11 protein-coding genes and 2 pseudogenes are annotated in these 11,242 nt (G+C 72.0%); 5 read left to right on the top strand and 8 right to left on the bottom strand.

The genetic code is table 11. The features are described 5' to 3' along the window. A pseudogene (locus AWZ10_RS46850) lies at window positions 1–928 on the top strand (hypothetical protein); the annotation flags it as partial. On the opposite strand, the gene AWZ10_RS46845 reads toward AWZ10_RS46850, so the two are convergent. Continuing rightward, entirely contained in the window at window positions 891–1,256 is a 366-nt protein-coding gene (locus AWZ10_RS46845; protein ID WP_046708421.1) for a nuclear transport factor 2 family protein, read from the bottom strand. The pseudogene AWZ10_RS46850 and the gene AWZ10_RS46845 sit on opposite strands and share 38 nt — an antisense overlap. A 166-nt stretch (window positions 1,257–1,422) precedes the next feature. Here AWZ10_RS46845 and AWZ10_RS46840 point away from each other — a divergent pair, with 166 nt between their 5' ends. Then, a complete protein-coding gene (locus AWZ10_RS46840) occupies window positions 1,423–1,719 on the top strand; it encodes a hypothetical protein (RefSeq protein ID WP_046708422.1) in 297 nt (98 codons plus the stop codon). Between the two features lie 186 nt (window positions 1,720–1,905). After that, window positions 1,906–3,366, top strand: a complete 1,461-nt coding sequence (locus AWZ10_RS46835) for an aldehyde dehydrogenase family protein (protein WP_046708423.1) — start codon at window positions 1,906–1,908, stop codon at window positions 3,364–3,366. A gap of 19 nt (window positions 3,367–3,385) precedes the next feature. Here AWZ10_RS46835 and AWZ10_RS46830 read toward each other — a convergent pair whose 3' ends face one another. The 5 genes and pseudogenes from AWZ10_RS46830 to AWZ10_RS46810 form a co-directional block, all read right to left on the bottom strand. Next, a complete protein-coding gene (locus AWZ10_RS46830; RefSeq protein WP_060894320.1) occupies window positions 3,386–5,149 on the bottom strand; it encodes an ABC transporter ATP-binding protein in 1,764 nt (587 codons plus the stop codon). 87 nt (window positions 5,150–5,236) lie between these two features. Beyond that, window positions 5,237–5,974 (bottom strand): acyltransferase domain-containing protein, encoded by a 738-nt coding sequence (locus tag AWZ10_RS55015; protein WP_244172798.1) that lies wholly within the window; start codon window positions 5,972–5,974, stop codon window positions 5,237–5,239. Between the two features lie 302 nt (window positions 5,975–6,276). Then, a pseudogene (locus AWZ10_RS55010) lies at window positions 6,277–6,729 on the bottom strand (LOG family protein); the annotation flags it as partial. Window positions 6,730–6,740: 11 nt separating this feature from the next. After that, window positions 6,741–8,093, bottom strand: a complete 1,353-nt coding sequence (locus tag AWZ10_RS46815; protein WP_060894318.1) for an FAD-binding protein — start codon at window positions 8,091–8,093, stop codon at window positions 6,741–6,743. Continuing rightward, on the bottom strand, window positions 8,090–8,860 hold the full coding sequence (locus AWZ10_RS46810; protein ID WP_060894317.1) for an isopentenyl transferase family protein: 771 nt from the start codon (window positions 8,858–8,860) through the stop codon (window positions 8,090–8,092). The genes AWZ10_RS46815 and AWZ10_RS46810 overlap by 4 nt, the downstream gene beginning before the upstream one ends. A gap of 286 nt (window positions 8,861–9,146) precedes the next feature. Between AWZ10_RS46810 and AWZ10_RS46805 the strand changes: the two genes are divergently transcribed. Beyond that, window positions 9,147–9,725 (top strand): hypothetical protein, encoded by a 579-nt coding sequence (locus AWZ10_RS46805; protein WP_060894316.1) that lies wholly within the window; start codon window positions 9,147–9,149, stop codon window positions 9,723–9,725. A 77-nt stretch (window positions 9,726–9,802) separates the two neighbouring features. Here AWZ10_RS46805 and AWZ10_RS46800 read toward each other — a convergent pair whose 3' ends face one another. Beyond that, window positions 9,803–10,387: a rhodanese-like domain-containing protein gene (locus AWZ10_RS46800; RefSeq protein WP_060894315.1), complete on the bottom strand. Its 585-nt coding sequence runs from the start codon at window positions 10,385–10,387 to the stop codon at window positions 9,803–9,805. 70 nt (window positions 10,388–10,457) lie between these two features. On the opposite strand from AWZ10_RS46800, the gene AWZ10_RS46795 reads away from it, so the two are divergent. After that, window positions 10,458–10,745, top strand: a complete 288-nt coding sequence (locus tag AWZ10_RS46795) for a metal-sensitive transcriptional regulator (protein WP_037699163.1) — start codon at window positions 10,458–10,460, stop codon at window positions 10,743–10,745. A 125-nt stretch (window positions 10,746–10,870) separates the two neighbouring features. Here AWZ10_RS46795 and AWZ10_RS46790 read toward each other — a convergent pair. Beyond that, window positions 10,871–11,242, bottom strand: a 372-nt coding sequence (locus AWZ10_RS46790) for a sulfite exporter TauE/SafE family protein (protein ID WP_159058633.1), incomplete at its 5' end; no start/stop codon positions are given.

The raw sequence follows: 11,242 nt of genomic DNA, 5'->3' as shown, positions 1-11,242 counted from the left end.
CGGCGTGCGCCGCGCGGCGGCCCGGCAGGCCTGCCGCAGCGACGAGACGCTGACCGACGGAGTGCTCGCCGTCGTCGAGCCCCACGAGCGCCAGGACGTCTGGGCGGAGGCCCGGCTGCCCCGCGCCACCGCCGAACGCCTCATGGACGCCGACGACTCCGACGTGCGGCACGCGCTCGCCCGTAACCCGGCGCTGTCGCCCGACCTGGTGGCACGGCTCTCCACGGATCCCGAGCACCGCATACGCCTGGCGGTCTCGGCACGGCCCGAACTGACCGAGGACCAACGGGCGGCCATCGCGTACGAGGTCGGGCGGGAGGACCGGCTCGGCCCGCTCGCCTGGGTCCTGGCACTCACCGGGGAATCCGCCGCCCTGCGCGCCTGCGCGACCTCCGCCCACCGCTGGCTGCGCCGAAGCGCGGCCTGGCACCCGGCGCTCCCGCCCGACCTCGTCGAACTGCTCGCAGACGACGAGGACTTCGTGGTCCGCCTGTACCTCTGCGAGCAACAGCCCGACGCCCCGGCCGAGGCACTGCTGCGGATGGTTCTGGAATGGCACAGCTATTCGAGCTACGACATGGTGCGCATGCCGCAGTTCCCGGGGAAGGGCCTCGCCCGGTACGCGGACGACCCCGACCCGGCCCTACGACGGCTCGTCGTGCACGACCCCGACGCCACGCCGGAGTCGATCGAACGCCTCAGCCATGACGAGTCCTCCTGGGTGCAGCAACAGGCGGCGGCGGATCCCCGGCTCCCGGCCACCCGGATCGACGCGCTGCTGCGGCAGTGGAACCTGGCCGGGCAGGCGGCGCTCAACCCCGCGCTCACCGAGGCGGAGATGCACCGGCTCCTGGACGAACTGGGCATCCCCGCCCGACCGGTCGCTGCTCCTACTCGTCCCAGGCCTGGATCATGGTGTGGTCGATGATCTTGCCGTCGCGCAGGGAGATCATCGAGCCGGCCAGGACCCGTACCCCGTCGGGGTACTCGCAGGACTCGGTGAAGGCGACCTGGTCGCCCTGGACGACGCACTGCTCGACCTTGTGGGTCATCTCCCGGCTGCAGACGTCGTCGTACATCGCGCCGATCTGGGCTCGGCCGTGCATGACCTTGGGGTGGCTGGGCTGGGTGTTGCGGTCGACGACGCGCATCTCGGCGTCGTCCGCGTAGAGCGACGTCAGTGTCGCCGCGTTCGCTTCCTCTGTGCCCCGGCGCAGCGCTTCGATGTCGAAGGCGGGGCTCGTCGAGGTGCCCATGGGTGACCTCCTTCGAAGGCCGTGGCCCGGCATGGAGGAGCGGGCCGCTCAAGGCCTCCCCTGCAAGGCTCCTCCGCCGGGCGGGGACCGGCAAGTGCGGCGGCGGGCGTGCGCCTCACGGGTGAGCGGCCGTGACCCACCGGGGCCGAAGACCGTTGCTGAGGGCATGATCTCAACTCGACGTATCGTCGCCGCCGTGGGTCTCGCCGTCGGTGTCACGGGCCTGGCCGCGCCGATGGCCAACGCGGACGCCACGGCGGACGTGACCAGGTTCAACCCGATGACCGCGCTGGACTCGCTCGCCGCCGGCGACCTCCCCGAGGAGCAGAAGGAGACCGTCCCGCGTCCCTCGCAGCAGCTCAAGAGCCTCAACCAGGTCCACGAGCTGAACCGGCTGAGTGAGCTGCACCAGGTCACCGACATGGCCGCGCCCGCCCTCGGCCTGCTGGGCGCCGTCCAGTAGCGAAGTCGGTCGAACGCGAACGAGAGCCCTGCCGCGCGGACACCGCGGCGGGGCTCTTGACATTCCCGAGGGCCGGGCAGAGCATCACGGAACAGTAACGTAATTGAAATTCGCACTACGAACGCTCAAGAGCGATCATGCTCGATCACGTACCGTTGTCGATACGTACCCCGAGGAAGCCGCGCCATGGCCATGACCCGTGACCTTCTGATCGGCGGCAAGGACGTGCCCGCCACGTCCGGCCGCACCGCCGAGGATCTCGACCCGTACACGGGGGAGGTGTACGCGACGGTCGCGGCGGCAGGGCCGGAGGACGTCCGGCGGGCCGTGGACGCCGCCGACGCCGCGTTCGAGGAGTGGGCCGCGCTCACCCCCTTCGCCCGGCGCGCGATCTTCTACAAGGCCGCCGAACTGCTGGAGGGCCGGGGCGACCAGGTCGCCGACATCATGGCCCGGGAGGCGGGCGGCACCCGGCCGTGGGCGTACTTCAACGTGGCGCTCGCGGCGAACATCCTGCGCGAGGCGGCGGCCGCGATCACCGCTCCGCGCGGTGAGGTCCTCAGCAGCCAGAAGGAGGGCGTCCTCAGCCTCGCGGTGCGCGAACCGCTGGGCGTGGTGGCCGCGTTCGCGCCGTGGAACGCCCCGGTCATCCTCGGCGTACGCGCCGTGGCGGCGCCGCTCGCCGCCGGCAACACCGTCGTCGTCAAGCCCAGTGAGGACGCGCCCATCGCGTGCGGGCTGCTGGTCGCGGACGTGTTCCGGGAGGCGGGGCTGCCCGACGGCGTGCTCAACGTGGTCACCAACGCGCCCGAGGACGCGGCTCAGATCGCCGAGGCGCTGATCTCGGACGAGCGGGTGCGTGCGGTGAACTTCACCGGCTCCACCGGCGTCGGCCGCATCATCGGCGAGCACGCGGCCCGTCATCTCAAGCCCGCGGTGCTGGAGTTGGGCGGCAAGAACGCCGTCATCGTGCTCGCCGACGCCGACGTGGACTACGCGGTCGACGCCGTCACCTTCAGCGTCTTCATGAACGCCGGGCAGATCTGCATGTCCGGCGACCGGATCCTCGTCCACGAGTCACTGGCCGAGGAGTTCGCGCAGAAGTTCGCCGCCAAGGTCGCCACGCTCCGGGCCGGTGACCCGAACCACCCGCACACGGTGGTCGGCCCGCTGGTCAGCGCCGACGCCGCCCAGCGGATCGCGGCGCTGGTGAAGGACGCCGTCGCCAAGGGCGCCACGGTGCTCACCGGGGGCGGGCAGCCGGAGGGCGCGGTACACCCGGCGACCGTGCTCACCGACGTCCCCAAGGACGCCGACCTCTACTACCAGGAGTCCTTCGGACCGCTCTGCGTCCTTCAGGCGTTCACCGCCGACGACGAGGCCGTGGCCCTCGCCAACGACACCGACAACGGCCTGAGCTGCGGCATCATCACCGAGAACGCCACTCACGGACTGGCCGTCGCACGCCGGATCCGCACCGGCATCGTGCACGTCAACGACCAGTCGGTGGCCGACGAGCCGATGGTCCCCTTCGGTGGCGTGAAGGCCTCCGGCTACGGACGCTTCGGCGGCCGCTGGGGCATCGAGGCGTTCTCCAACACCCGCTGGGTGACCATCGCCACCCAGCAGGCGCACTTCCCCTTCTGATCCACTTCCGCCGACCGGGTCAGCCGGCCGTCGCGAGGAACTGAGTGGCCGCCAACTCCGCGTAGAGCGGGTCGGCGGCCACGAGTTCACGATGGGTGCCGACCGCGCGGACGCGGCCCGCGTCCATGACCACGATGCGGTCGGCCATCGTCACCGTGGACAGCCGGTGGGCCACCACCAGCACCGTCGTCGTACGGGCCACGTCGGCGACCGTGTCGCGCAGCGCCGCCTCGTTCACCGCGTCCAGCTGGCTCGTCGCCTCGTCGAGCAGCAGCAGACGCGGGCGGCGCAGCAGGGCCCGGGCGATGGCCACCCGCTGACGCTCACCGCCGGACAGCTTGGTGCCCCGGTGGCCGACCAGCGTCTCCAGGCCCTGCGGAAGCCGGGCGACCATACCGTCCAGCCTGGTCGTCTTCAGCACCCGCGTGAGGTCGCCCTCGTCGGCCCGCGGGTTGCCCAGGAGCAGGTTGTCGCGCAGGGTCCCGGACAGCACGGGCGCGTCCTGCTCGACGTAACCGATCGCGGACCGCAACCGGGACAGCTCCCACTCGGCGACATCGCGGCCGTCGACCGTGACGGTGCCCGCCTCGGGGTCGTAGAACCGCTCGATGAGCGAGAACACCGTCGTCTTGCCCGCGCCCGACGGGCCCACGAACGCCGTCATGCCCCGGGCCGGGACGTCGAAGGTCACCCCGTGGTGGACGTACGGCAGATCGTCGGCGTACCGGAAGCGGACCTCGTCGAAGGCGAGCGCGGCGGGCGCCGCGTCCGGGGACGGCAGCGGGGCCGGACGGGCCGCAGGTTCGGCGGGCAGCCGCAGTGCCTCCTGGATGCGGGAGAGCGCGGCGGCGCCGGTCTGGTACTGGGTGATCGCGCCCACGACCTGCTGTATCGGTGACATCAGATAGAAGACGTACAGCAGGAACGCCACGAGCGTGCCCACGTCGATCGCGCCGGTCGCGACCCGGGCGCCGCCCACCGCCAGCACGGTGATGAAGGCGATCTGCATGGCGAGCCCGGCCGTGTTCCCCGCGGCGGCCGTCCACTTGGCGGCCCGGACGCTCTGCCGCCACGACTCCTCGGCCGCCGCGTGGATCGCCTCCTCCTCGCGGTGCTCGGCACCGGACGCCTTGACCGTGCGCAGCGCGCCGAGGATCCGCTCCAGGGAGGCGCCCATCGCGCCGACCGCGTCCTGCGCCGCCCGGCTGGCCTTGTTGATGCGCGGCACGATCACTCCGAACACCAGGCCCGCGCCCACGATCACGCCCAGCGTCACGGCCAGCAGCACCGGGTCCACCAGCCCCATCAGCACCACCGTCGCGACCAGCGTCAGTCCGCCGGTGCCGAGGCCCACCAGGGTGTCGGTGGTGACCTCGCGCAGCAGGGTGGTGTCGGAGGTGATCCGTGCCATCAGGTCACCCGGCTCGCTGCGGTCCACCGCCGCGATCCGCAGCCGCAGCAGATACGAGGACAGGGCGCGCCGCGCGCCGAGCACCACCGACTCGGCGGTGCGCCGCAGCACGTACGAACCCACCGCGCCCACCGCCGCGTTGGTGACGACCAGCGCGGACATGAGGACCAGCGCCCAGGTGATGGTCCGGTCGTGCGAGAGGTCGTCGATCAGCTCCCGGGCCACCAGCGGCAGCGCGAGGCCGGTGGCGCCGGTGACGAGGGACAGCAGCGCGCCCAGCAACAGTGCCCAGCGGTGGGGTCGTACATAGCCGAGCAACAGCCGCCAGGTGGGCGGCTGTTGCTCGGCCGTGGTCGTCTCAGGGGTGCTCACGAGGCTCCTCGGCAGGTCGGTCGGGGAGTGGGGACCGGGCGCGGACCTTCAGCCTACGTCGGGGGCACGGGGCACCGGGAACGACTTTCAACCGCCCAGCAGCACCCTCCGGTCCCGGGCGACGGTGAGCACGGCCGGCGTCCGGTCCGTGCCGTCGCCGTCGGGCCGCGGATACTCGTCGAGCATGCGCGCCAGGACCTCGCCCGGACCCAGTTCGAGGTACGTCTGCACACCGTCCCGGCGCAACAGGTCGACCGCGTCCGAGAAGCGCACGGGGTCGCGCAGTTCCCGCACCCAGAACTCCGGTTCGGTCGCCTCGGCCCCGACCGGCATCGCCGTGATGTCGGAGATCAGCGGGGTGTGCGGGGTCCGGAGGTCCATGGTCTGGAGGGTGCCGCGGTAGTCGTCCAGGAGAGGGTCCAGGTGGGGCGAGTGCATGGCCAGCTCCACGCGGAGCAGCCGGGTCCTGCGGCCCCGGTCCGCCCAGCTGTCGCGGACGGCCGTCACCGCGTCCCGGTCGCCCGAGACGACCAAGGAGCGGGGCCCGTTGAGCGCCGCGACCACCACGCCGGGCTCCGGCGCCAGCTCCTCCGGGGCGACCTCCAGCGCCGCCATGGCTCCAGGCGTCGCGACCGCGCCCATGAGCCGGGACAGCGTGCCCACCGCCCGGCACGCCTCGGCCAGGGAGAAGACCCCGGCGGCATGGGCGGCGGCCATCCGGCCCGCCGAATACCCGAACAGCACGTCCGGTCTGAGGCCCCGGCTCTCCAGGAGGCGGTACTGCGCGACCTGGAGAGCGAAAACCGCCGGGTTGGCGAAGGCGATCCGGTCGAGCAGCGCGGCGTGCGCGTACCGGCCTCGGCGAACATCACGTCCCGCAACGGCACATCCAGGTACGGGTCCAGGGCCGCGCAGACCTCGTCGAGGGCCGCCGCGAACACCGGGAACGACTCGTACAGTTCACGCCCCATGCCGGGCTGCTGCGAACCGCTGCCCGAGAAGAGGAAGGCGGTCCGGCCCAGTTCCGGTGCGCCGAACACGGCCGGGGCCTCCACCGGGGCGGCGGTGAGCCGCTCGACCACCTCCCGAGCCGACTCGCACACCACGATCCGCTCCAGGTCGCCCGGGTGCAGGAAGCCCTCGTCCCGGACGTGCCGGAGGAAGGCGAGCAGCGGCCGGTAGAACCCCGTCGGGTCGAGGAGCAGACAGGGCTTGCGGTGAATGCGCATCTGCGCCCACGCCAGCGCCTCGAACAACTCCTCCGCCGTGCCCAGACCCCCGGGCAGCGCCACGAACGCGTCGCCCGACTCCGCCATCCGCGCCTTGCGTTCATGGATGTCCCCCACCACCTGAAGCTCGGTGAGCCCGGTATGGGCGATCTCGTACGGCAGCATGCGGCGGGGGATCACTCCGGTCACCTCGCCCCCGGCGGCCAGGACCGCGTCCGCCACCGCGCCCATCAGCCCGGTCCGGGCGCCGCCGTAGACCAGCCGGAGTCCGGCCCCGGCGAGCGCGTCACCCAGTTCGGCGGCGGTCCGCAGGTGCTCAGGGCGGTGTCCGGGTGAGGCGCCGCAGAACACGGTCACGCCGGTCACCGCCACAGCCCGTACCCCCGCGTGAGGATCCGGTGCGGGTCGTACCGGCCCTTGGCCCGTGCGAGACCGTCGTAGGCGCGCCCGAAGTGCGTCCGCCAGTCCTCGGGGCCCATCGGCACGGCGCTGGCCGGGTGCAGCACGCCGCCGAACTCCCGTGCCCGCTCGTACACCGACCGGTTGGCGGCGATCAGCCGCCGTACGCCGTCCGGATCCTGTGGCGGTGCCGTGCGCATCAGGGAGAACAGGCAGAGACGTTCGCCCGGCGGTTTGCGCAGCAGCGGGGCGCGCAGGGTGGTGCCGCCGAGGGGGCGGAGCTGGACCGCTCCGCAGGTGCGCAGACCGTGCTGGGCCGCGTCGGCGAGCACGGCCGGTACGAAGGACGCGGCGGTCTCCTCCGGCAGCAGCAGCGCCAGCCAGGGATGCGGACGGGTCCACTCACCCGTGACCCGCAGGATCCGCTCGTCGCGGTCCAGCCGACGCAGGTACTCCTCGTACGAGAGGTCCTCGATCTCCTCGATGTCGCGGTCGTGGTCCAGCTCGCCGACCAACCGGGCGTCGTCGGGCGGTAGTCGGCCGATGTGCGGGGCGACCGCCTCGACCACGTAGTCCCAGCTGCCGCCGACCGCCGGGCGGGCCTGCCCGCTGACATGGCTGAAGCGGTCGTCGCGGGAGAGCCGGCGCTGATCGGCGAAGTACGTCGCCGGGTCCTCGTGGTAGAGACGGTAACGGCGTACGCGTGTGCGAGCGGGCACCAGGCGGAGGGTGGCCCGTACGATCAGCGCGCACTGGCCGAGGCCCGCGAGGACGGCCGAGAACAGGTCCCGGTTCCGGTCCCGGGAGCAGGTGACCGCCTCACCGGTACCGGTGACGACGTCCAGCTCACACACCTGGTCGGCCACGAGTCCGTACCGGTGGCTGGAACCGCCGAAGCCGCCGGTGGTGAGCACCCCGCCGACACTGCCGCCGAGATGGTCGGGGAGCACGGGCGGGGTCAGCCCCTCGGTGAGGGCGACGCGTACGACATCGCTCCACAGCGCGCCCGCCCCGGCGACCAGGACCCGTTCCTCCGGCAGACAACGCACCTCGTTCAGCCCGCCCATGTCGACGACACAGCCGCCGTCGACCTGACCCTGCCCGTACAGCGCGTAGCCGCCACCGCGCGCCGAGACCGGCAGGCGGCGCGGGCCGGCGTGCGCCAGGACGTCCTGGATCTCGGCGGTCGAGCGGGGCGTGCGGACACTCAGCGGCCGGGAGGTGACGATATGGCCGAAATCGACCGCGGCCCGCGCGAGACACGCGGCGACGTCCGGCCGGGAAACAGGTTCGGCACGTTCGGATATGCCGGTCACGCCGCACGCTCCAGCGCGCCGAAGTCGAAACGGGTCCCGGGAATGCGGGTTTCGAAAATTTCGGTGAAGACTCGATGCTGCAGGAAACCGTGCTCGGCGTGGCGCTCGGCAATCAGATCTGCCATACGCGCCAGGATGTGCTCGGGCAGGTTCCGTTTGTGGAGGGTCTTCACATTCAGTGAATACTTCGCACAGCATTCCAGGACGGCCTCGAAGCCGTTGACGGAGGCCGCGAACCACCGGTGATGTGGATCTTGCCAGAGCGCGGCCAGTTCGTCGAGCAGACCCCGGTCGGGGGCCGGCGGGGCGAGCATCACCCGGGCCCGGCGGGTGAGCGCGGTGATGTACTCGGCGCGCTCGGGGACCGGCAGCAGCCGCACGGTCAGCCGCCAGTCCAGGTCGGACCGGCGGGCGGACAGCTCCCGCAGCAGGGAGATCGAACCACCCTCGACGATCACGAAGCCGTGCCGGCGGCCAAGGTCCTCCACCATGTTGACCAGCGTGTCTGTCGCCTGTGCCGCGGACAGGTCGCCGTCGGCCACCGTACGGTCGCCCAGCCAGTGCCGGTGGACGCCCGGCACCGCCGCGCCCGCGCGGGCACTCGTGGTGGCCAGGTCCGTGAAGCACTGCAGCCGGTCCGCGACGACGACCGGGGCGCCGGTCACCCGGGCCAGATCGGTGGCCGCCGCGCTTTTCCCGACGCCGGTCGGCCCGGCGATGAGGTGGACGAAGGGTGGTGCCTCGGAGGGGGTTCCGCTGTCGGCCATGGCTGGGTGCCGCCTCCTGGTTCCGGAGCTTGCACGAGAAAGTTGATCAACATCAAGTTACGCAGAGAACGGTCCGTGCAAACACCAGCGGTGCGCCTCGACAAGGCAAAGAGATGGCCACATTCCTCTCGCTTGGACAAAGCCTGGATCGAAGCGAACGGAGGGTTGGATTCAGAGGTGCCGGTCGCGATATGAGAGACCGTCGGCAGTTTTATCGGCCGCCATTTCATACTTGTTTCTCATGTTTCTGTCATGCGAAACAATCCGTTTACAGAAGGGCCTCCCCATGCAGACCGACATGCTCCTCGCGCTCACCGAAGCCGTCCCCGGGCGGTGCGCGGCGGGTGCCGTGCTCATCGGCTACGGGGCCGTGGACGAGCTGAACCGGTACGCCGCCGCGCCCGGCTGGACCGTGCATGTGCCCGGGCATCCCGACGAGGTGCGCCACGCGGTCACGGCCGCCGTCGCCCACGGGGACCTCGCGTACGTCCATGTCTCCGCCCGCTCCAACGCCTCCCCGCGGGATGCCACTGGCGGCTTCCAGCTCATACGGCCGGGCCTCGACGGTGTCGTCCTCGCCGTGGGCGCCGCCCTCGACCCCGTGCTGCGCGCCACCGCCGGACTCGACCTCGCCGTCCTCTACGCCGCCACCATCCGGCCCTTCGACGAGATCGGCCTGCGCACGGCCGTCCTCGCCGCCGACCGCGCCGATGTCGTCCTCGTCGAGCCCTGCCTGCCCGGCACCTCGGCCGGCCGGGTCGCCGAGACGCTCGTCCACGTACCGCACCGCCTGCTGGCCCTGGGCGACGCGGACGGCCTGGACGAGAACGGGATCGCCCGGATGGTACGGGAGTTCATGCGCTGACGGGTGCGGTGGGAGGCGCGGGCTCGTCATGGCCCGCGCCCCCATCCGCGCCCCCACGCGCGCTCCATCGGCGTCGGCTACCGTGCCCGGAGCGCGGCGAGGGTTGCGAGGGTGGCGTCGAGATCCGTGGCGCGTGGGTGGTTGTGCGGCAGTCTGCTCAGTATCGCCGCCATGCCGCAGGTGTCGGTGAGCGCCGAGAGGACAAGGCCGCCCGCGACCGCCGCCGACAGCAACTGCCAGGCGGGGTAAGGCAGTCCGAGGGCCAGCCCGACGAGGACGAGCGCACCGGCGGTGAACCGCACCTGACGCTCCATCGCCCAGGTGGCCGTCGCCCCGCCTGACGGGCGGTGCAGCTCGTGACCCGCGGCCGCCCAGGCGTTGGTGCCTCCGGCGAGGTCGGCCGCCGCCACGCCGTGCTCGGCGAGGAGCGCGCAGGCCTTCCCTGACCGGGCGCCCGATCTGCAGACCATCAGCAGCTCGGCGCCGGACTCCTTGAAGACGGGCAGTGCGCGCTCCATCCGGTCCAGAGGGAGGTTCAGTGCGCCGGGAACATGCCCGGAGGCGTACTCGCCGGGGGTGCGGACATCGATGACGGTCAGCTCGGGCAGTCGTCGGCGGGTCTCGTCGATGCCGAGGGAACGGGAAGCCGGGGGAGTGGACATGATGGCCTGCGATCCTTTCCCACGGGGGCGGTAAAATACCCCCAAGGGTATATAGAGGAGTTGAGTGGTCGTGGAACTGCAGTTCGAGGGTGATGAGCTCAAGTCGGTGCTGAACCGGCTGCGGAGAGCCCAGGGGCAGATCTCCGGGGTGATCAGGATGATCGAGGAGGGGCGTGACTGCGAGGACGTCGTCACGCAGCTCGCCGCGGCCTCCCGCGCCCTGGACCGGGCGGGTTTCGCGATCATCGCCACCGGGCTGCAGCAGTGCCTCACCGACGCCGGGAAGAACGAGGGGAACGGGGAGACGAACGAGCAGATGCGGGCACGGCTGGAGAAGCTGTTCCTGTCACTGGCCTGATGGGGGCGGGCTCCTGGCCCGGGGCGTGACTCGGGTGTGGGCCGGTCCTCCTGGGGCGCGGGGTGGTTCGGTCGTGGTCGGGTCGTGGGCCGGGTCGGGTCGGGTCGGGACGTGGCTCGGCCGGGCTACGTGATCGCGTCGATCAGCATGCACGCGGCCACGGCCAGCAGCACCCAGGCGAAGATCCGCCGGAGGGCGTCCCCGGAGACCTTGCCGGCCAGCCGTCGGCCGTCCCACGCGCCGAGGATCGCGGCCCCGGTGAACGGTGCCACGACCGCCCAGTCGAGCCCCTCGGCGGCACCCGTACGGGCCGCGAGCGCGGCGAACGAGTTCACGGTGATGACGAGCAGGCTGGTGCCGACGGCGTCGCGCATGCGCAGGCCCACCACGTTCACCAGGGCCGGCACGGCGAGGAAGCCGCCACCCACCCCGAGGACGCCGGTGCCCCCGCCGAGCCCCGCGCCGGAGAGGGCGACGCGGCTCGGCCGGACGGTCGA

The sequence above is a fragment of the Streptomyces europaeiscabiei genome (genome assembly GCF_001550375.1).
Taxonomy (GTDB): Bacteria; Actinomycetota; Actinomycetes; order Streptomycetales; family Streptomycetaceae; genus Streptomyces; species Streptomyces europaeiscabiei.
The sequence above is the reverse complement of the archived record's forward strand: the minus strand, read 5'-3'. Positions and strand labels throughout refer to the sequence as shown.

What these genes read in the sequence shown, in the direction of transcription:
- AWZ10_RS46845 (WP_046708421.1), bottom strand. Translation starts at nt 1,256, where the DNA reads ATGGGCACCTCGACGAGCCCCGCCTTCGACATCGAAGCGCTGCGCCGG.
- AWZ10_RS46840 (WP_046708422.1), top strand. Translation starts at nt 1,423, where the DNA reads ATGATCTCAACTCGACGTATCGTCGCCGCCGTGGGTCTCGCCGTCGGT.
- AWZ10_RS46835 (WP_046708423.1), top strand. Translation starts at nt 1,906, where the DNA reads ATGGCCATGACCCGTGACCTTCTGATCGGCGGCAAGGACGTGCCCGCC.
- AWZ10_RS46810 (WP_060894317.1), bottom strand. Translation starts at nt 8,860, where the DNA reads ATGGCCGACAGCGGAACCCCCTCCGAGGCACCACCCTTCGTCCACCTC.
- AWZ10_RS46805 (WP_060894316.1), top strand. Translation starts at nt 9,147, where the DNA reads ATGCAGACCGACATGCTCCTCGCGCTCACCGAAGCCGTCCCCGGGCGG.
- AWZ10_RS46800 (WP_060894315.1), bottom strand. Translation starts at nt 10,387, where the DNA reads ATGTCCACTCCCCCGGCTTCCCGTTCCCTCGGCATCGACGAGACCCGC.